The organism is Rahnella aceris, assembly GCF_011684115.1.
In the GTDB taxonomy this organism is placed as follows: Bacteria; Pseudomonadota; Gammaproteobacteria; order Enterobacterales; family Enterobacteriaceae; genus Rahnella; species Rahnella aceris.
This window is the reverse complement of the sequence record NZ_JAADJV010000004.1, coordinates 273,865-294,345: the sequence shown is the minus strand read 5'-3', so window position 1 is coordinate 294,345 and position 20,481 is coordinate 273,865. Positions and strand designations below refer to the sequence as shown.

Annotated in this window: 13 protein-coding genes; 4 read left to right on the top strand and 9 right to left on the bottom strand. The window is 53.7% G+C overall.

Annotation, left to right across the window (positions count from 1 at the left end; genetic code table 11):
• Positions 1-23 precede the first annotated feature (23 nt).
• The 7 genes from GW591_RS19510 to GW591_RS19480 form a co-directional block, all read right to left on the bottom strand.
• Positions 24-1,037 carry a glycosyl hydrolase family 8 gene (locus tag GW591_RS19510; RefSeq protein WP_037033808.1) on the bottom strand — a complete coding sequence of 338 codons (1,014 nt, stop codon included), beginning with the start codon at positions 1,035-1,037 and terminating at the stop codon, positions 24-26.
• Between the two features lie 9 nt (positions 1,038-1,046).
• On the bottom strand, positions 1,047-1,526 hold the full coding sequence (bcsD, locus tag GW591_RS19505) for a cellulose biosynthesis protein BcsD (RefSeq protein ID WP_013573453.1): 480 nt from the start codon (positions 1,524-1,526) through the stop codon (positions 1,047-1,049).
• An 18-nt stretch (positions 1,527-1,544) separates the two neighbouring features.
• Entirely contained in the window at positions 1,545-5,501 is a 3,957-nt protein-coding gene (locus GW591_RS19500; RefSeq protein ID WP_166861268.1) for a cellulose biosynthesis protein BcsC, read from the bottom strand.
• 82 nt (positions 5,502-5,583) lie between these two features.
• The gene (gene bcsB / locus GW591_RS19495) at positions 5,584-8,073 is read right to left on the bottom strand and encodes a cellulose biosynthesis cyclic di-GMP-binding regulatory protein BcsB (RefSeq protein WP_112151975.1); all 2,490 of its coding nucleotides are present in this window, start codon (positions 8,071-8,073) and stop codon (positions 5,584-5,586) included.
• A complete protein-coding gene (gene bcsA / locus GW591_RS19490; RefSeq protein WP_013573456.1) occupies positions 8,070-10,169 on the bottom strand; it encodes a UDP-forming cellulose synthase catalytic subunit in 2,100 nt (699 codons plus the stop codon). The genes bcsB and bcsA overlap by 4 nt, the downstream gene beginning before the upstream one ends.
• Before the next feature lie 30 nt (positions 10,170-10,199).
• Positions 10,200-11,003, bottom strand: a complete 804-nt coding sequence (gene bcsQ, locus GW591_RS19485) for a cellulose biosynthesis protein BcsQ (RefSeq protein WP_013573457.1) — start codon at positions 11,001-11,003, stop codon at positions 10,200-10,202.
• On the bottom strand, positions 10,994-11,764 hold the full coding sequence (locus tag GW591_RS19480) for a hypothetical protein (RefSeq protein WP_013573458.1): 771 nt from the start codon (positions 11,762-11,764) through the stop codon (positions 10,994-10,996). Before GW591_RS19480 ends, bcsQ begins: the two co-directional genes overlap by 10 nt.
• Before the next feature lie 559 nt (positions 11,765-12,323).
• Between GW591_RS19480 and hmsP the strand changes: the two genes are divergently transcribed.
• The 3 genes from hmsP (at position 12,324) to GW591_RS19465 (ending at position 17,667) form a co-directional block, all read left to right on the top strand.
• Complete coding sequence (hmsP, locus tag GW591_RS19475) at positions 12,324-14,306, top strand: biofilm formation regulator HmsP (RefSeq protein ID WP_126124568.1); 1,983 nt, start codon at positions 12,324-12,326, stop codon at positions 14,304-14,306.
• A gap of 236 nt (positions 14,307-14,542) precedes the next feature.
• Positions 14,543-15,826, top strand: a complete 1,284-nt coding sequence (locus tag GW591_RS19470) for a dicarboxylate/amino acid:cation symporter (protein ID WP_013573460.1) — start codon at positions 14,543-14,545, stop codon at positions 15,824-15,826.
• Positions 15,827-16,152: 326 nt separating this feature from the next.
• Positions 16,153-17,667 carry a M16 family metallopeptidase gene (locus tag GW591_RS19465; protein ID WP_013573461.1) on the top strand — a complete coding sequence of 505 codons (1,515 nt, stop codon included), beginning with the start codon at positions 16,153-16,155 and terminating at the stop codon, positions 17,665-17,667.
• 172 nt (positions 17,668-17,839) lie between these two features.
• Here GW591_RS19465 and kdgK read toward each other — a convergent pair whose 3' ends face one another.
• Together kdgK and GW591_RS19455 are read right to left on the bottom strand one after the other, a co-directional pair.
• Complete coding sequence (gene kdgK, locus GW591_RS19460; protein WP_166861266.1) at positions 17,840-18,778, bottom strand: 2-dehydro-3-deoxygluconokinase; 939 nt, start codon at positions 18,776-18,778, stop codon at positions 17,840-17,842.
• Between the two features lie 193 nt (positions 18,779-18,971).
• The gene (locus GW591_RS19455) at positions 18,972-19,175 is read right to left on the bottom strand and encodes a 2-hydroxymuconate tautomerase family protein (RefSeq protein WP_013573463.1); all 204 of its coding nucleotides are present in this window, start codon (positions 19,173-19,175) and stop codon (positions 18,972-18,974) included.
• A 323-nt stretch (positions 19,176-19,498) separates the two neighbouring features.
• On the opposite strand from GW591_RS19455, the gene pdeH reads away from it, so the two are divergent.
• Positions 19,499-20,275, top strand: a complete 777-nt coding sequence (gene pdeH, locus GW591_RS19450) for a cyclic-guanylate-specific phosphodiesterase (RefSeq protein WP_013573464.1) — start codon at positions 19,499-19,501, stop codon at positions 20,273-20,275.
• The last annotated feature ends 206 nt before the right edge of the window (positions 20,276-20,481 follow it).

The window sequence follows — 20,481 nt, the reverse complement described above, 5'->3', positions numbered from 1 at the left end:
GGCCTTACTATTTCAGAGTACGCTTATCCTTTATGACTTGCCCACCAGCTCAGCAGTTGCAGGGTGGAAGAGTAGTAATCGTCTTTCGGTGCCAGGTTCGGGCTGATGGCGCCAGCGTTGGCCATGGTGAAATCGCGCACGGCTAATAATCCCGGTGACATGTTGTAGCCCGCTTTGGTGCCGGTCATGACATCAATCCAGGCGGGTGTGGCGTCGCGTGGGGATTTTTGCCACCACAGAATAAACGGTGCCAGTTGCGGGCTGCCGGGATGCGCCCAGCCGAGATACAGCGGGATACGCACGGCATCGTAACTGAAACGCGTTGGCCAGCGGCTGGCCGGTTTCAGGGTGCCATCGGCCTGCATATCGACCCAGTCGGTCGGCAGACGGAATTCACCAAACGCCATTTTGCTGAGCATCGCGGTGCTGCTTTCATCCAGATCTTTCCAGACTTTCAAATGGCTGTGCGCATAAAATGCCTGCCAGGCCGGGAAGATGAAATAGGACGGATTGACGGTTACGTTGCTGGTCTGATTGAAACCCTTCACGCCCGGCAGCATCACTTTGTAACCGGCGTAATCAATCACATTGTATTTGATCAGCGCCGTCTGCAATTTTTCAGAGGCTTTGGTGTAACGGCTGTCGTTCCACTTATCACCCGCCAGCAACAGCGCCCAGGCCATCAGCGTATCGCCATCAGAGGCGTTGTTGATATCTGCCACATGCGGAGTGCTGTTCGGGTCATACCGCCATGAATACAGGCCGATATCTTTGCGATAGAGCGTCGTGTTTGCCCACTGCCACAGCTTGTCGAACGTCGCCTGATCGTCATTGAACACCGCGAGCAGCATACTGAAACCCTGACCTTCGGTGTGACTGACGTTTTTATTGGCGGTATCAATGATTCGTCCATCTGGCATCAGAAAGCGACTTTTATACGCAGACCAGCCAGCATCCTGAGCCATTACAGCGGAACTGAAAAACGCGAAAATAAGGCCGAACCACAGCACCAGGCTGTAGCGCCGAAATAACGACATAGAGATTCCTTACAAACCATTTTGATAACGAAAAACGAATGCGCCTTCCGGTGTGCTTTCCTGCCAGCGCAGCGGAACATAGGGTTGCCCGCCTTGTGATAACAACCACTCAGCATACAGTCCTTCAAACAGGGCGATGAGCGCAATAGGCCACAACGCATCATCCTGCCCTTGCGGTGATGCCGGCCAGGCAATGTGCACCAGCGCCAGTTGTTGCGAAGTCGCTTCCAGCTTCACGACACCCCAGTCAAAACGGCTGAGAATATGATTGATATTGTCTTCCAGTTCGCCAAGGGTCGCAGAGGCGGGAAGCGGATGCTGGCGTGCCAGGTTATTGCCCATCAGGGTCAGAAAGCGGCGGCCATCTTCGTCATCGGCGGACGCCAGAATACCTGAAAATAGCACCTGCACCAGGCTTTGCCAGCCGGGTGTGGTGTGGCGCTGGCGGTAATATTCCTGCGCGACCTGAGTATAGTTATGTTCTTGCATGGTTTTATTTCACCGCGATTAATTTTGGCCCATCAGATAACGGAAGTAGACCTGCGCTTTGCTTTCGTTGTAATCGCCGAAAGTATCGTAGCCAACCTGTCCGCCAATCTGCATGCTTTTGTTCAGATGATAGTTGCCGCCGACGCCCGCATTCCAGCCGATGCCATTTTGCGTTTTACCGCTGTAATAAGCTTCTGTGCCGTAGCCCTCAGCCACCAGATCTTCCAGTTGTTTCTGCAGGTCCGGGTTATTCGGGAAGTAGGCGCTCTTATCCTGCGAATAAGACTGATAGCCCACCGCGCCGGACAGTTTCAGATCCCAGTCGTCATATTTCTGGGTGTATTCCACCGGGAAGGAGACGCTGACATAGTTTTGCGGGCTGAAGTAACCGCCCTGACCGAAGCTGTAATAGCTGAGGTTTTTGTCGAAATCCATGTAACCGACGTTGATGCCGGTTTTCAGTTCACGATCGTCATAACGGAACGGACGTACATACAGACCGGCATTGGCGTTCACCGATTTGTTGCTCTTCACGTTGTTACCCAGATAGCTGTAATAACCCGCTTCGGCGTAAAAACCAGCATCGCCATCGTCGTACGACAGATTGACGCTGCCGCCGTTTTTAGTGACCTGACCCCATTCCTTGCCGCTGTAATTATCTTTGGTGCCGACGTAGGACAGAATACTGTCAGTGACGGCACGACGCTCAGCCGTCACGCGCAGGGTGGTGAAGTCAGTCAGTTTCGGTGCCCATTGCACGCCACCGACCAGCGAGTTCAGATCCTGCCCGAGCGGCGTACTGCCGATATCGGCTTTATAGCTGTCACCGGTCAGCGCAGCGTTCACTTCTACGCCGGTTGCGCTTTGATTGCCTGCTTCTGTTGCACTGTAAGTGGTTGGATCAATACTATTTATTGTGCTGTAAGCCGAGCATTTCGCAGCATCACCTGTGGCGGCACATGCAGTGCTGAGGTCGTTAGACGTTATGCTTTTCCTCAATTCAGCCAGGCTTAATGTTGGATCCAGACCCGCCGCTGCTGCGGCTGCGGCGACATCTTTCTGCGCCGACTGTGCTGCAGCCAGTGCGCCCTGACCGAAGCGGGAATTGCCGGTACCGGACGGGTTGCCTGCGCTGAGAGAAACCGGCGTGACGCCAATACTCAGACGGGACGTATCAAACGGCACGAAGGCAAAGGTCATCGGTGCTTTAGCTTCGGTCAGCTGGCTGAGACCGCTTTCGCCGTCACGGCCACGGATCGACATATCACCCTGCGCCCAGGTCGCGGTCTTGCCCTGCAACTCGTCGAGCATGTCGTCGATCTGTTTTTCCGTGGCATTACGCTGTGTGACCGCTGTCGGTTCGGTCGTTGCCGCCGGAATATTTCCCGGCGTGGAAACCTGATCTGATACCTGCCACGGCAATACGGCGCCGTAAGAAGATTGTGTCGCCGGTCGTGAGGCGGAGGTGCGTGTTGAGCGGTTGATGAACGGGTTGTCGCTGATCTGCAATCCGGCCACCTGCGCCTGACTGTCTGTGCCTTCCAGCCCGATCATCTTGCCCTTCGCAGAACGCAGTAACGCCAGCGCCTGCTGATGATCGCCCTGTGCTTCGGCGACGCGCGCTTCGAGTAACAGACGGTCCGGTGTACGCGGTCCGCGCAGGCCTTCCATCAGCGTTTTGGCGCGCTGGTTATCGCCTTCGCCCAGCGCCACGTTAATCGCACCGACGCGTGCATCCTGTGTCGGTGTGTCGTTGCTCATCAGGTAGTTATAGACCTGACCGGCTTGCTTATTGAGTTTTCCGGACTGATACAGGCGCGCCATCGCCAGCATCAGGTCGCGGTTTTGCGGATCAGCCTGCAACGCGACGACCAGTTTGTCGTAGGCCGCTGCGTACTGACCCTGTTCGCGCAACTGATCAGCCTGGGTGATCACGAAACCGTTACGCAGGCTCGCCAGCGCTGTCGGTGACGTGCCGGACTGGATTTGTGGATTTTGCAGGAAGGCTTGCGCCTCATTGCTCAGACCGGCCTGATTCAGCACGCTGACCTGATCGGCGTAATCCCCGGCATTGCCGGTGACGCCCTGACGCATATTCTGGCGAACCAGTTGCACCGCCAGCGGAAGCTGACCGGCCGCCGCCAGGTTTTTCGCCAGCGCGCCGACATCCGCAGGCGCGGCTGGTGGATTCTGTGCCAGCGCACGCAAGGTGTTAGACGCAGCGGCGGCATTGCCCTGTTGCAGATAGCTTTCGGCATCGGCCATTTGCGCATTGAAGTTGGCGCGCTGCGCCAGTTCACGCATCCCCTGATTCTGACTGCTGCGCGGAATACGCGAGAGCAGGGCGTTGGCGGTTGACCAGTTTTTGGTTTCTGACGCGAACAGGGCCGCGGCGTACAGATCGGCAGAAGAGGCACCCGGACGCGCAGACGGCGCCATGATTGACTGTGCCTGCGCGGTTTGCCCCTGCGATTGCAGGATGCGCGCCATATCCAGTTTCACCCAGACATTTGACGGCTGACGTTCCCGTGCCTGCTGAAGAATATTCAGTGCGCGCTGCGGATCGTTGTTCGCTACGGCCTGGGCGGCCTGACGGCGCATTGGCTCGATAACATCCGCCACGGTCGGCGGGTTCATTTTGGCCTGAATCCCGGCTGGCAGCGTTTTCAGCACCTGACTGGCTTCGGCGGTTTTGTTCTGCTGACGCAGCACGTAATACAACCCGGCGCGGGCATCGGCATTATCGCCCAGCGCGCTGTATTGTTGCTCAGCCCCGGCCAGATCGCCTTTGCGGCGCAGAATATCCGCACGCAACAGGCTGGCTGACTGACCTTTCTCACCACCGACCTGCGTCAGCGGAGTGACGGCAGCCAGTGCGGCGTCGTAACTGCCGGAGCCGGCGGCGTCTTTGGCTTTCGCCAGTTGGGCGTAAAACGCGGAATCCTGTGCCTGATTGCTCAACTGGGCGCTGTTCGGGCCGCCCTGTGCGGCAGCTTTGCTCAGATACTGTGACGCCTGCTCAAAGTTACCGCTGCGCTGCGCGATATAACCGAGACCGGCCAGTGCATCGGCGTCATTCGGGTTATCGGCCAGTACGCTTTCAAACTTAGCTTTCGCGCTGTTGACGTCGCCGCTGTTCAGTGCCGTGAAGCCCTGACCTTTCGCCGCGCCGCCGATGTTTTTCTGGAAGTAAGTCATCACGCCGGTGTCGTTCGGGTGACGCGCCTGATAGCCCTGATAAAAATCACGGTCAGCTTCCTGCGGCGTCATCCACAATAATGCCTGACGTAATGAGCGGTCGGCTTCGGTGCTGGAACCGGCCATCGTGCTCAGTAATTTTATACCGTCGCGGCGGGTGGATTCCTGATACGTCAGCACCTTACCCAGACCAAGGCGCGCCTGTGTGTCGTCAGGACGCGAGGCGACACGCTGTTGTAACCCGGCAATGACCTGCGGCTGGAGCGACTTGTCGCCCGCCATCGTCAGATAGTATTCGGTCGCCAGGCTGTCGAGTGGCTGGTTGCCGTTAAAGATCGTGCGGTACGCCGAAAGCGCACCGCTGACGTTGCCCTGCGCGGCCATCTGGCGGGCAGAAGCCAGCTGAGCCGGCGGGATTGACTGCATAGCTTTGGCGCTGTTGAGCGATGTCAGACGCGGATCGTCCGGCGAGGCAGCGGCCAGTTTTTCGCGCCACTGACTGGCTGCGGTTTTATCGCCACTTTGCATGGAATACAGCGACATCAGGTACAGCGCCTGCGCATTGTCTGGCTCAACCAGCAGCACTTTCTGTAAGGCGTCTTTCGCCAGGTCGTCATGGGCGCGTTCATGCCAGTAAGCGGCCTGATCAAACAACGCCTTCATGGCAGGATTGGTGGTATCCGCTGCAAAGGTGGTGGCACTAAAACTCGCTACTCCGGCGATCCCTACCAGATAAATAGCCCTGATCACCGCCAGGGACAGTTTATGTTTCTTCATTTTCCAGCTCCGGTAATCGCCAGAGAGTCGCCGCCCGAAATCGGGGCGATCTTCATTGTTTTTGTTTTAAAGCCGATGCTTTTCATTTCTGACCCAGACGTTTGGCCGCGTGACGACGCAGGACAACGAACAGGCTCAGGCCAACCACCAGCGAAAGCAGGGTCGCAATCAACGACAGGATCACGATGTGTTTGCTGGCATACCAGAGCACCATCATGTACCACGGCATTTGCCCGGTCGGGAATTGCTGACCCACTGAGAAGCTGCGGATGCCATTTTCATCGGTAATAATCGCCAGATCGCCGCGCACGTTGGCGTTGATTTTGGGTGATTTCAAATCGTTATGGATTTTCAGCAACTGTTGATCGTCTGTACCGGTTGCCAGCACGACCACATGGTCGGCAGACCAGCGCGAACGGTAGCTGACGAAGCCACGCCATGCGCCGGTTGAGGACAGATAACGGTCTGCATCGACCGGCTGGCGGTACCAGTCACCGGTCAGCCAGGCGACAACGCGCTGCATTTCGGTCGGCGTTTTTACGCCCATTGAGCCACCGTTGATGCTGAAAGGAGAGTCCGCAAGTAACTGCTGGTTGAATGGCGTGTCGCCCAGCGTGGTGACGGCCAGAATATCGCGGTCAAACAGCGGGTTATTTTGTTCATCACCGTTCAGGCCGAAGGCCACCTGCACATGATTCACCGGCATGCCTGTGGCTTTACCGGCGCGTGAGGCCAGGTTCAGCAGGGTGTGGATTTCATCCGCCGTCGGCGTTTGCGGCAACAGCATCAGGGTGTCGGAGAAATCAGCCAGTTTGGAGTACGGATAAGACGCGCCGACGAAATACGACAGGTTCGGCAACTGGGCGAAGTGGTAGCTTCCGCTCAGATCGATGAAAGATTTTGGATCGATACGGCTCTTAATATTGTCGCTGGTCAGAATGCTGCACGGCGCATCTTTTTTCGGCTTGATGTCGAAATAGAATTGCAACTGGTTGTCGCCGTAAATCAGGTAGGGCGCGAGTTGCAGCGTGTAGCGTTCCTGACGGCTGTCACCGCCCAGGCGACGCCAGATATTTTCCACCAGACCCACTTTGTTGACGGTCAGGCTGCGCAGGAAGTTGCTGTTGATGGAGACGTTGAGTCTTGAACTGTCTTCATCAATCCAGTTTTCGGTGGGGAAACGGTAATCAATGCGCACCGGAATATTGTGTCCGTCCCACATGAACAGATCTGGCGCAGCGCGGAAGGCGACCTGAATGCCGTCGTGATAAATGCCGTTTGAAATCAGCGAATCTTGATCTTTACCCGCCAGTTCACCCAGCGTCACCGGCCGTGAGGTGTCAATCCAGCGCGGCGCGTCATACGGTTTGCTGGACGGAATGGTTTGCTGGGCCACATCCAGATGGTCGGTGTTGTTCGGCATCCCGCCACTGATCAGGCGATACGCAGCCTGACGCAGTTGGTTATCGTCATTACCGAGTACCAGCAGCAGCTTGTAAACCGGATTGATCGGGTTATCGATAATCTGAATCGATGCGCCGTTGCTCGCCGGCAACGTCAGTGAACCGATTTTATCCCCCGGCTTGCCGAACAGAATGCCATTCTGATCCGGCAAATCATTCAGGATGACCGGGAAATCGACGCTGCGATAATCGGACAACATGCCGAGATAAGAAGAGACCATCGCCGCAGCGCTGATATCGCCCGGTTTCATGGCAGCAGAGAAGCCCATGGTGATTTTGGACTCCTGCATCTGCAGGCCATCAAAGAACGGACGCGGGAAGTTACCCAGATTACGGCCAATATTCAGTTGCTGACCTTCCAGCCCGATGCTGGTGGTGGGCAAAATAGTGACCCAATATTTATCCGACTGATCTTTCTCGCAGGTCATGGTGTTGCTGTCATGCACGCGGAAGCTCAGGTTGTTGTTGGATACTACCATGGCTGCCGGAATATCGAGATCGTAAACATCGCCGCCGTTGCTGCTCTGATTCAGCGGCAGGTTACCCAGCGGCTGGCCGTTGAGCATCAGTTCGAGTGTGGTATCGCGGGCAATCAGCGCCGGAGAAATTTTCAGTGCCAGCGACAGGTGCGCGTTGGTCACTACTTCATCGGCAGGCAGGGTGAAAATGATACCGGACTGCAACTGGCCGCCGCTGAGCGTCAGCCCGTTTGGCTGGCCCATTTCGGCAACGGTGACGTTGCTGGTCACCGGCTGAACCAGCGGCATTACCGGCGCAGGGGCAGCGGAAGGATCGGCAGTTACATCAGGCATCGCCGGGCTGTTATTCACCGGCGTGGTATCCGTCTGTGGTGCATCTGCGGCCGGGGCTGGCGTTGTGTCACCGGCTGGCGCCGTTTCACCCGGCATCGGCATGACCGGCGGTAGCCATGACGGCGCGGCTGGCAGGCTGGTTGCCGGATCAACGGCTGGTGCCGGCGCGTCTTCCGCCTGTGACAACGGCAGACTGCTGAACGTCAGCAACAAACCGGTGGTGATTTTTCTGAACAGGGATGCGCCCCGTGCAGCCAATAAACGGCGCTTACTCATGAGGTTATAAGGTCGGTTCATGCTGCTTCACTCTTGCTGGTGGCGTCAGCGGGTTTATTTTTAGCACGGCGTTCCTTCCACGTGTTATAGAATAACTCGAACACGCAACGGATGATGCTTACCAGCGATCTGAACGGGTTATCCGGCGGGTATTCTTCGCCAATCCAGGCATCAGCACGGCATAAGACCACGCGAACCAGCTCGCGGCGTTTCGATAACGGCAGGTTTTCAAATTGCAGACGCAACCGCTCTTTGTCTCCGCTGATTTGCGTCACCGGGAAACTTTCCGCGCCGGAAGACAACTGAATTTCTACTTCTTCAATTTCTTCATCCAGATAGCGCACGTCCGGCGTCACCAGTTGCACACCGCCCATCGACATATCGATAGTGGTGGTGCGCAGTGAAATACCATTGGCGTAATGAATAATCGCCGGGATGGCCACATCGATACGGATAGTTTTACGTACCTGACGGGTTTCTTTCGCTACTGCAATCGCTGCCAGCAAAATCAGCACGCTGAAACTGCCCCACGCGATATTCAGCGCAATAACATTTGGGTCGATGGCAAAGTAATTGTGGAAGATGGCGCGCACGATGCCGTAACCGATGCCGATAATCATCAGGATGGCGACAATCAGGTGAGGTTTGACGATGTTGAAGTCGAAGAACCCGACGTCCAGCAAACCGCCTTTATCCGTCACGTTAAACTTGCCGCGTTTGGGTGCGAACATCGTCACCAGCGTGGGCAGGATCAGGTGGAAGGCCATCACGGTCTCGTAAATCTCACCCCAGAAGGTGTAGCGGAAACGCCCGTTCATGCGGGAGTTGATGTACAGCGACATCACCAGGTGCGGCAGCGCGTAAGCAAAAATCAGGCTGGCGGACGAGGAAATAATGTTCAGGTTGAACAGCAGGAACGCCAGCGGTGCGGTCAGGAACACCACACGCGGCAGACCAAACTGGAAGTGCAGCATGGCGTTCAGGTAACACAGGCGTTGCTGCCATTTCAGACCGCGGCCGAGCAGCGGATTATCCACCCGGAAAATCTGCGTCATACCGCGCGCCCAGCGGGTACGCTGAATGACGTGCAGACCCAGACGTTCGGTCGCCAGACCGGCGGCCAGCGGGATATCCAGAAACGCGGTATTCCAGCCACGACGCTGCATTTTCAGCGCGGAGTGTGCATCTTCGGTAACCGTTTCAACCGCAAAACCCCCCACTTCTTCCAGAGCCACACGGCGGATAACCGCACAGGAGCCGCAGAAGAACGTCGCATTCCAGTTGTCGTTACCTTGCTGAACCGGGCCGTAGAACAGGGCACCTTCGTTGGGCATGGTGCGGCCCGCAGACAAGTTACGTTCAAACGGGTCAGGTGAATAGAAGTAGTGCGGTGTCTGGATCAGCGCCAGACGCGGGTCTTTCAGGAAGCTGCCGACCGTCGCCTGCAGGAACGCGCGGGTGGCCACGTGGTCACAGTCGAATACGCAAATCAGCTCGCCTTTGGTGAGTTTCATTGCATGGTTCAGGTTGCCGGCTTTGGCATGGGAGTTGTCGTTACGGGTGATATATCCCACGCCGGCGTCAGCGGAGAACACCGCAAATTCGTCCCGTTTACCGTCATCCAGAACATAAATTTTGATTTTATCTTTCGGATAATCGATGCACTGCGCCGCCAGCACGGTGTCACGTACTACGTCGAGACTTTCGTTATAAGACGGAATATACACATCGACGGTTGGCCACAGCGTGGTGTCATCCGGCAAAGGTTCGATGGTGCGTTTTAATGGCCAGGTGGTTTGCAGATAACCCAGCAACAAAATTAGCCAGACATACAGTTCGGCAAGGAATAAGCCGATCCCTAAAATAGCTTCTATTGTTGAATTAAAATGCAGCGTTTCCGTCGCGCGCCAGTAAATATAACGCGTCGACATCATGACGGACATGATGACCATCACCACGCTAATCCGTCGGCTTTTACTGATGCCAAGCAGGAATAACAGACCGATGCTGATCAGGCCAAAAATGTACTGCTTCTGGCTGTCCATCGGGGTAATGATGATGACTGCTGCCACCGGCAGCAGCAGAAGTACAAGAAGAGAAAACAGGAATTTATTCATCGCTTTTGGGGTCGCTGTTAACAGTGATAGCTAATAACTGCCAGATTTAGGCGCGGCGTGTAATTCACCATCACCGACTTTAATCCCTAAAATGGCGGCGACTTTTTTGCTGATCAGTTCAATATCAAATGCCGAAGCCGATACCGGACTGAAATCAATAATAGAGCGCTGCGAGGCATTGGCCTCTGGCACACATTCATCCCTGTGGATTGTGCCTAATAATCTTTCATTTAAACGCTGTTCGAAAAATTGGGTGACGTCGCGGCTTAATGTCCGGCGGGTGTCACTTTGGTTAACAACATAATATTCACCCAACTTGTTATTCAAAGGGGTGCCAATTAATTTGTTTTTTTCCATTAAGGGTAATAAAGATAATGATGCGGTGTCGGCCAGCATTACCACCACATGTAAATCAGCAATGGCCTGAACGGCTTTTAATGCCGGACTCGGGCCGGGAGGGAAATCCGCGATAATAATTAATCCCGGATAATTCAGGACGGTATTTAATCCGCGCTGTAAAAAATGCGGATCGCTGGCAAGCTGATGTTCGAATTCCAGCCGCTGATCTTCCGTCACTTCGCCGTAAGGTAAGACAAACGTATTGGAACCTGCTTTCAGGATGAACTGGCTCCAGTCGGATTCATTACCCGAACCGGCGACAAAACCGCGGGTATCGGCAATAGGTACACCGAAATGAAGGCGAAGGGCGTTCTGCACATCAAAATCGATGACCAGCACTTTACTGCCACTGCGGGCAAGCGAATAGGCCAGGTTGGAGGCCACCGTGGTTTTTCCTACCCCACCTTTCGGTGAACAAACGCAAACTAACGGCATGAGGCAATCATCTCTAACAGGGGTTGAAGCGGTGTGTCGCGATGTAAATAAGCGCTGGCAGGCTGCGGCGCTCGCTGTTTAAACATTTGTTTAAAGCGCTGGTTAACCTCAGCAGACGCCGGGGATGCGGGCACCACTGGCGCTGGATTTTGTACCGGCGGCTGGTGGTAAACCGGCGCGGCGGGGTGTTGTTCTGGCTGAGGCGTCTGAACCGGCGCAGGTGCAGGCTTTGAAGGCGCTTCGGGCATTGCTTTACGCAATGAATCGAGTAAACCTGAGCCGCTGTCAGGAATGACTGACTGGGCGTGCAATGTCGGTGCTGTGTGAACAGGCTGATGTTGCGCGGGCTGCACGGACACGGGGGCTGGCTGAACGGGTGCGGACGGCAGCGTTTCGCGCAGGGCATCAAGCAGACCAAAACCGGCTGGCGGAGGAGTAACCTCCGAAGACATCGGCGTGGCTGGTGTGTGCATAACAGGCTGTGCGGCAGAAGCATGCGGTTTCTGCTGCTCATTGACAGACTGAGAAGCAGAAAGCGAAAACTCGTCCGCAGAAATGGATTGTGGCGTTGGCTGCGTGGTACGGCCGTTATCAAGTGGACCGGCAGGCTCTTCGCTGGCTGAGACTTGTTTAATCAACGTCCACTGATTCATTGAACCTGTTATGGATTCTCCCGTTGATTTTTCATTAAGCTCTTTATAATCAAGATTTTCCAACTTCGTCTTATCCATAAAACGTTTAATGTCATCATATTTATTCATAAATCCCGCCCGATAGGATTATATATTTCGGTGTTTTCTGGACGTCAAAACGACTGTGATTGGCCGTTAACAAAGAGTGTAAAAAGATGAATATTTTTAAAGTTTTATGTGGGAATAGGACTCGTCTTAATATATCAGTTCTTTTACAGCATAGAGCAGTTTTTACAAAAAATAGGATTAACCCGCATAAAAAACAACACGGGCATAACTGGCTGGCGCAAAAGGTTTTTGATGTTGTTTTGCGATGCGTTTTTGTTAAATTAGTATAATGTTTGGTTTTTTATGTGATGAATAGCACATAATATTCATCAGGTGCGCCGGGCTCAGGATGTTCTTATGCTGTGAATTATTCGATTAACCTGAGTAATGTATGTTTTCTCTAAGTTGAACAACATAAAGAATATTCATTGTAGGTGTGTACCGGCAAACATGTTGTTTTTTATAGCCAAAACTTCGTCTTTAACCTCGAAATAACACGTTATAAGGTATACTGCGCACAAGTACCGTTTATGCCCGGATGGGCGCGGAAAATCATGTCGGTGGTTGATGGAGAATTAAGTTGCGGGTCAGGCGTTCATTAACGATTAAACAGATGGCGGCCGTGTCGAGCATTGCGGCCATCACCATTTGTATTTTTATCGTCATCCAGCTGTTCCACTTTGTACAGCAACGGAGGGACGATTACGCCCAGCAACTTGAGAATATTGCGCATTCTGTTCGGGTTCCGCTCTCGCAAGCCGTGCTGGATGTTGATCTGGAAGAAACGCAGGACATTCTGAATACGCTGCAACCGGTGGGCATTCTGAGCCGTGCCGACGTCGTGTTACCCAATCAGATCGCCGCACTGCATACGCATTTCCCACCTGGCCGCCCGGTGCCGCAATGGGTGACCCGCGGTTTCAATCTGCCGGTGACGATCTCCGTACCTCTCTATTCTGCGGCTGCCAGCCCTAAAGCCCCCAAACCCCTGGCTTATCTGGTCCTTCAGGCTGATTCCTACCGCATGTATCAGTTCATCATCAGCGCGCTCTCGACCATGCTGACGACATATCTGTTGCTGGCGCTGATCCTGACCATTTCCGTGAGCTGGGTTATCAACCGTTTGATCGTGAAACCGCTTCGCGCGATTGCCAGCGATCTGGAATCCCTGCCGGAAAGCGAGGTGCCAGGCCATCAGTTGACCCTGCCGCAACGCCACGAAGACGATGAGATCGGCATGCTGGTGCGCAGCTACAACCGCAATCAGCAACAGCGGGAGAAGCCGCAATGCACTGCCCGTGAAGCACTGCTGCCTTCTCAAACCATGCTAAATAATGAAGAACAGTTTATGCAGCATCTGGAACACCGCCTGCATTGCGCTGAACCGCAAAAAAGTTTCCACCTGCTGTTAATCGGCATTGAAAGCCTGCGCGATGATGGCCATGTGGATTGCCCGCTGATCTCTTCCATCATGAATGTGTTGCCTGAGAACTGCCTGCTGGCGCGCCTGAGTTATAACGAATTTGCTCTGCTGGCGGCGGATATTCCGCGGCCCTTTATGGCGATGCGTCTGGCGCGGCAAATCATGGAGCGCATCAATGCGCCGCAGGAAAGTCATGCTGGCAATATGTCTCTGCATCCGACCGGCAGCATCGGCATCGTGCAATACACCGGCGAATTCCCGGTGAGTGCGCAGCAACTGATGGTGAATGGTCGTGCGGCCAGAGTCTCGGCCTATCAGCAGGGGAAAAACCAAATCCTGTTCTTCGAGCCGGAACTGACCGAAAAAATTCAGAAACGCTTACTGCAGGAAAACGAAATCCTGCATGCGATGGAACAGAATGATTTCACGCTGTTTATCCAGCCGCAGGTGAATATGGCAACCGACACGGTGGTCGGGGCGGAAGCCCTGCTGCGTCGTAAAATGGCCGATGGAAGTTACGGCCTGGAAAGCGATTTTATTGTGCTGGCCGAAGAAATCGGCGTCATGAGTCAGCTGGGTTACAAAATTCTTGAGCTGGGCTGTCAGATCCTGGCGGACTGGCAGCAACGAGGCATTCCCCTGCCGCTGTCAGTCAATCTCTCCGGCGCGCAGGTACAGCAGCGTAACTTCCTGCCGGAACTGCGCAGCCTGCTGAGCCGTTACAAAATTAATCCGGGACAACTGGTGCTGGAAATCACGGAAACGGCCCGCATTGATGATCTCGATCGCGCGCTGCTGTTGCTCAGCGAACTTCGCGCCGTGGGTGTTTCCATCGAGCTTGATGATTTTGGTCTGGGTTACTCCGGGCTGGAATACCTCAACCGGCTGCGCACATTGCCTATTGATGTCATCAAAATTGACCGCAGCTTCGTCAGCGTGCTGCCGCAGGATGAAGTGATGGTGAATATTGTGGCCTCGATTGGTCGCGCCATGAATATTCAGCTGGTAGCCGAAGGCGTAGAAACTGAGGAACAACGTCAGTGGCTGCTTAAGGAAAATATTCAGCTCGGACAAGGCTATTTATTTTCCGCGCCGCTTTCCAAAACTGACTTCGAACGGAAATTCTGCCAGCCTTCCTGACCTGTACCACGGACAGGAAAACCTCTTCTTGTCCGGCATTTCCCCCTCCTGACGCTTTTTTTACTTACATTACTTCCTGCTGAATCCTTTCCGCTCCGGTTTTTCATGACTCGTGATTGCGGAGGGAAACGAAATATTTCCATCATGTTGTGCTTGTGTTATTTACCTGCTGCCACTCATTACCTTTGACCTTACAAAAAATAGAAGTCGGCGCAATCACTTCAGGATGGGTATTCATGAAAAAATCACTCTTCAGAAGCCTGTATTTTCAGGTGCTTTTGGCTATTACCGTCGGTGTTCTTCTGGGGCATTTCTACCCTGAGATTGGCGCTCAAATGAAACCACTTGGTGATGGTTTTGTTAAATTAATCAAGATGATCATCGCGCCGGTGATCTTCTGTACTGTCGTCACCGGTATTGCGGGTATGGAAAGCATGAAAGCGGTCGGCCGCACCGGTGCGATTGCGCTGCTGTACTTTGAAATTGTCAGTACACTGGCGCTGATCATCGGGCTGGTGATCGTCAATATTGTACAGCCGGGAGCCGGGATGAACGTGGATCCTGCCGCGCTGGATGCCAAAGCGGTAGCGGTTTACGCCGAGCAGGCGCAAAGCCAGGGCATCATTCCGTTCCTTCTGGACGTGATCCCCTCCAGCGTGATTGGGGCATTCGCCAGCGGGAACATTCTTCAGGTGCTGCTATTTGCTGTGTTGTTTGGCTTTGCGTTGCACCGTCTGGGCCACAAAGGCCAGCTGATTTTCAATGTGATCGAAAGCTTCTCTCAGGTCATTTTCGGCATCATCAATATGATCATGCGCCTCGCACCGATTGGCGCATTTGGGGCCATGGCGTTTACCATCGGCAAATACGGCGTCGGTTCGCTGGTGCAACTGGGACAACTGATCCTGTGCTTCTACCTGACCTGTATTTTGTTCGTGGTGGTGGTGCTCGGGCTTATCGCGCGCTTCACCGGTTTCAGCATCTTCAAGTTTGTGAATTACATTAAAGAAGAGCTGCTGATCGTGCTGGGCACGTCATCTTCTGAATCAGCGCTGCCGCGCATGCTGGATAAAATGGAGCGTCTGGGTTGTAAGAAATCGGTGGTCGGGCTGGTCATTCCGACCGGCTATTCCTTCAATCTGGACGGCACCTCGATTTATCTGACGATGGCAGCAGTCTTCATCGCGCAGGCGACCAATACCCATATGGATATCTGGCATCAGATCACCCTGATTGTGGTGCTGCTGTTGTCTTCAAAAGGGGCGGCAGGCGTAACGGGCAGCGGATTCATCGTGCTGGCGGCAACGTTGTCTGCTGTGGGCCATTTACCGGTTGCAGGACTGGCACTGATTCTGGGCATTGACCGTTTCATGTCCGAAGCGCGTGCGCTGACCAATCTGGTGGGTAACGGCGTCGCCACCATCGTGGTCGCAAAATGGTGTGATCAGCTGGACGAAGGGCAGTTAAAAGCGACCTTAAACGGCCAGAAAGGTCTGACCGAAGCCGAAAAGTCCGCCTGAAATTTCTGAAATATGGTGGCTGAATGGATGAAAATATTGAGAAAGGTTTCTAAAAACGCATTTATTTAGCCCCAAACCCACCTAATATCCACCGGTTACTTGATGCAACCGGTGGATTATCTTCATAATATGTCCCTCAAATGCCTCATCTGGCGTTCGTTCCCATAATATTTTTGCGGGCTGCGTGACATTGCGAAAAATGCGCGGTCTAACGAAGGGCTGTATTTTCCGTCCTTAAACTTACGCATTCAATTCCTGTGGGCCAGTCGACCGACACCGGCAGGACAGCATATTGAAAATTGGATTGTCATTACGTAGGGGTTCACATGCAGGGCACCAAAATCCGTTTACTCATTGGTGGATTGCTGCTGGCAGCAGCCGCAAGTCATGTGCAAGCTGAAGCATTACAACCAGATCCGGCCTGGCAGCAGGGGAAACTGGACAATGGATTTACCTGGCAGTTGCTGACCACGCCGCAACGCCCGAGCGATCGCATTGAATTACGCCTGGTGGTTCGCACCGGCTCGCTGGCGGAATCAGCCCAGCAAACGGGCTATGCCCATTTCCTTCCCCGCCTTGCGCTGATGCACAGCGAAGGCTTCAGCACGGCTCAGCTCCAGTCTCTGTGGCAGCAAAGTATCAATCCGCAGCGGCCCTTGCCGCCAGCGGTCAGTTCTTATGATTTCACGATGTACAACCTGAGCCTGCCCAATAACCGTCCTGAGCTTCTGAAAGATGCTCTGAACTGGCTGGCAAATACGGCGGGCAAAGTGTCTGTCACCCCGGCGCTGGTGAGTGCAGCCCGTCAGGAATCTCAGGATCCGGTAGGTTCTCTGCCTCAAAATACGCAGGATGCCTGGTGGCGTGCGCGGATGGCCGGTTCGACGCTGGTTGGTCACAATCCAAACCATTTACCGACCAAACCTGTCAATATCGAGGCATTAATCAAATTTTATCATCAGTGGTATACGCCTGATGCGATGACGTTATTTGTCGTCGGTAATGTCGACAGTCGTGGCCTGAGTGAACAAATCAATCGCACGTTCTCGTCACTCAAAGGCAGCCGCCAGACGCCGCAGACGTTGCCCACGCTGTCTGAAGTGACGACAAAATCCATGACCGTCATGGATGAAAATCTGACTCAGGATCGTGTCTCATTAATGTGGGATAACGCCTGGCAGCCCATTCAGGATTCACAGGCACTTGCCGCATACTGGCGCAGTGATCTAGCCCGCGAAGCGTTGTTCTGGCATTTGCAGCAACAACTGAAAAGTGCGTTTGAAACCAAAAAAGACACCCCGGCACCTGGCCCGGGGCTGGGTTTCGACTGTAATGTGCAATATCAGCGCGCGCAGTGTGCAATCCGCATTGAAGCACCGCAGGCTAAGCTGACGGAGTTGTTTAAACGTTTGTCAGAAGAACTCCTGGCTGTTCGCGATAAAGGCATTTCTCAGGCTGAATTTGACGCACTGATTGCGCAGAAAAACGATCAGCTGAGCAAACTGTTCGCGACTTACGCCCGCACCGATACCGATGTGCTGATGAGCCAGCGTTTGCGTTCCCAGCAAAACGGTGTGGTAGATATCGCCCCAGAACAGTATCAGCAATTGCGTCAGCAGTTCCTTTCCACGCTGACCCTGCCGGTGCTGAATCAGGAACTGAAGCAACAGCTTTCCCGCGCTCCTGCGTTATTAGTGGCGCAGCCAAAAGGGGAACCTGAGGTGAATGCCGCAGAGCTGCGGGCGGTTTATGACAAGATAATGGCACCGGTGGAAACCGCGCCTGCGGTTGATGCCCCTGCGGGGGATGTGCCAGCGGCATCGGCGACGACTGCGCAATAAGTAGATCGTTGAGTAAGAATTCGGTCGGCTCCCTCCCCTGCGAAGGGGAGGGTTGGGGTGGGGTATTAAGGTCTAAATCAAAAAGTTTAAGTGTGCTTTAGCAAAGAGTTAGTCATTAAAACCCCCTCCCAGCCTCCCCCTTCGCAGGGGGAGGAGTAAAGAAAAACTCCCCTTATACCCGCCCCGGCATAAACTCCATCGGAATGATCGCACCGCGATGCTGGATAACCGTACTCGCTGTTTCATGTCCACGCACTGCGGCTTCCACCGCGCTGCCACCGGTGAGCCTCACCGCCAGATAACCGGCGCTGAAGGAATCTCCTGCTGCCGTCGTATCAATGACTTTCTCTTTCGGCAATTTCACCGCAGGGACATCATGCAACTCGCCTTCAGCGCTGGAGACGATGCAACTGTCGGCTCCGCGTTTGACGACCACTTCGCTGACGCCCAGCGCATGGGTGCGCGCAATCACGTCGTCGTACGGCTTCTGGCCCCACAACATATCTTCGTCATCGAGGGTCAGAAAGGCGATGTCGGTGCAGGAAAGGATGGCGTTATACGCGGCCTGCGTCTGTTCTTTGCTGGCCCACAGACGCGGACGGTAATTGTTATCGAAAATCACTTTGCCACCGCGTGAACGGCAGGCTTTCAGCAAGGTCATCAGACGGTCACGGCTTGCGTCGCTGAGGATCGCCAGACTGATACCGCTCAGATACAGATAATCAAATTCTGCCAGTTTCTGGCAAATCTCTTCGGATTGCGGACTGTCGAGCCAGTAGCGCGCGGCAGCATCATTGCGCCAGTAATAGAAGGTGCGCTCGCCGGTGCTGTCCGTTTCAATCACATACAAACCGGGTAACTTGTTTTCAAGGCGCTGGGTCAGATCCGTGTGAACCCCTTCCTGCTGCCAGGCCTGCAACATTTCATTGCTGAAACTGTCATTGCCGAGCGCGGTGACGTAATGCACGTTCAGCGCATCAGGGGAAACCTGGCGGGAGATATAAACAGACGTGTTCAGCGTGTCGCCACCAAAACCGCGGTGGAGCGCATCGCCTTTCTGAGATAATTCGATCATGCATTCGCCGATAACGGCAATGTTTTTGCTGGTCATGGTACCTGGCCTATGTCTGAAGCATTAAAACGAAAGGAAAGAAAAGACCGTCATTATTGCGCTCTAGTCTCTTCATAAGAATGCGGTCAGTCAAATAAATTAAAACAAGGTTTTATTTTTGTAGGCAGCAGGCAAAAAAACGAAGAAAAAACGAGGGGAAAAGTGGAAGCGTCAGCACTTCCACCTGAGGCAGTTACTTATTTTCCTGACGCAGTTCGGTCACCGGACGGCCACCCACTCCCCAGTTATCGGTGTCGACCTCGTCAATGACGACCACGGTCGTCGCCGGATTTTTGCCCAGCGTGTCCACCAGTAATTGTGTCACCCCGGCGATCAGCGCTTTCTTCTGTTCAGCTGTCGCGCCTTCGCGGGTGATTTTGATATTAACGTAAGGCATTTTTTTCTCCGGCTTGTGAATGAGGCGTCAATAAAATATTCAGTGCTTCCACTGTAGAGCCTGTGTAAAAGAACTTCCAGCCCGGATTTTTGGCTGATTTAGGCGCACAGATTGTAAGGTTATATCGAGTGATTAAAGTTTCCCCGCGCAGCGCCGATAGATAACTCTACTAAAGAAAGCCAGGAAACCGGGCTACTTTGCCTCCATGAAACACAGTGTTCTGCGAACACACGCTGTTGACATGAATCACATTGTAGTCACGCGACACATGTTGCCGCATGTCCCCCTGATTATCTGATTCTTATTCATGACGGCAGAAAAATATGATAACTAAGATGATGTTAGGGCTGATTACGCCTTCTTTTACCGCCATAGAGCGCGTAAAAGCACAGTCTTACTGGCGTCAGTGTCAGAGAGTGTACCGTTTTCAGCCTATTTATCGCACCACAGGAAAGCTGTTGGGAATTGAATTGCTGACAGGGATTTTTCACCCTGCGAGCCCGCACAAATTCATTTCGCCGGAAGAATATTTTGTCGCGATCGCTGTGGGCAAACGTTTGCAAATCGTGCAGGAGCAGCTCGACCTGTTGCAGCGCTGGCAGCATCTGTTCATTGAAAACGAATTACTGGCGTCGATTAACGTAGATGGTCAGGTACTGGAAATGCTGCAATCTGATTCGGCGCTGCGCGCGCAAATCAGCGCGATGCCGTATGTCCGTTTTGAACTGGTTGAAAGCGCCGAAAATGCGCTGAGTATCCCGCTGTCGCAAATCGAGCAATCTGACCGGTTGTGGCTCGATGACTTTGGTCAGGGTATCGCTAACTTCTCTTCCTTCACCACCTGGCATTACGAATACATCAAAATCGCCCGCGATCTGTTTATTTTGCTTGGCCAGAGTGAAGAGGGGTCGCGGCTGTTTTACACGCTGGTGACGCTGATGAACCGCTATAGCAAAGGCGTGATTATTGAAGGCGTTGAAACGGCCTCTGAATGGGCGATGGTCTGCAATTCTGATGCGCTGGCGGCACAAGGCTATTATCTGGCGCGTCCCACCATTTTCGACAATCTGGATAATCTGCCCATACATTTCAAAGGATAATGGATCACGCCTGACCTGCTGAGGCAAACTCTCAAAGTTGCTGGTGACTCGTTGTGGTGTGATGCATTTTCATTTCACTGATTTAAAAAGCATTACCTTCCGACTTCCTGCCTGATATGCCCCCTTCACGAATGCCCCTTCCTGCAAGCTGTTGAGAATTCTACTATGGTTAAAACTTGGGATTGGTTAACTGTCTGAAAGGAACA

What these genes read in the sequence shown, in the direction of transcription:
- GW591_RS19510 (WP_037033808.1), bottom strand. Translation starts at nt 1,037, where the DNA reads ATGTCGTTATTTCGGCGCTACAGCCTGGTGCTGTGGTTCGGCCTTATT.
- bcsD (WP_013573453.1), bottom strand. Translation starts at nt 1,526, where the DNA reads ATGCAAGAACATAACTATACTCAGGTCGCGCAGGAATATTACCGCCAG.
- GW591_RS19500 (WP_166861268.1), bottom strand. Translation starts at nt 5,501, where the DNA reads ATGAAGAAACATAAACTGTCCCTGGCGGTGATCAGGGCTATTTATCTG.
- bcsB (WP_112151975.1), bottom strand. Translation starts at nt 8,073, where the DNA reads ATGAACCGACCTTATAACCTCATGAGTAAGCGCCGTTTATTGGCTGCA.
- bcsA (WP_013573456.1), bottom strand. Translation starts at nt 10,169, where the DNA reads ATGAATAAATTCCTGTTTTCTCTTCTTGTACTTCTGCTGCTGCCGGTG.
- bcsQ (WP_013573457.1), bottom strand. Translation starts at nt 11,003, where the DNA reads ATGCCGTTAGTTTGCGTTTGTTCACCGAAAGGTGGGGTAGGAAAAACC.
- GW591_RS19480 (WP_013573458.1), bottom strand. Translation starts at nt 11,764, where the DNA reads ATGAATAAATATGATGACATTAAACGTTTTATGGATAAGACGAAGTTG.
- GW591_RS19470 (WP_013573460.1), top strand. Translation starts at nt 14,543, where the DNA reads ATGAAAAAATCACTCTTCAGAAGCCTGTATTTTCAGGTGCTTTTGGCT.
- GW591_RS19465 (WP_013573461.1), top strand. Translation starts at nt 16,153, where the DNA reads ATGCAGGGCACCAAAATCCGTTTACTCATTGGTGGATTGCTGCTGGCA.
- kdgK (WP_166861266.1), bottom strand. Translation starts at nt 18,778, where the DNA reads ATGACCAGCAAAAACATTGCCGTTATCGGCGAATGCATGATCGAATTA.
- GW591_RS19455 (WP_013573463.1), bottom strand. Translation starts at nt 19,175, where the DNA reads ATGCCTTACGTTAATATCAAAATCACCCGCGAAGGCGCGACAGCTGAA.
- pdeH (WP_013573464.1), top strand. Translation starts at nt 19,499, where the DNA reads ATGATAACTAAGATGATGTTAGGGCTGATTACGCCTTCTTTTACCGCC.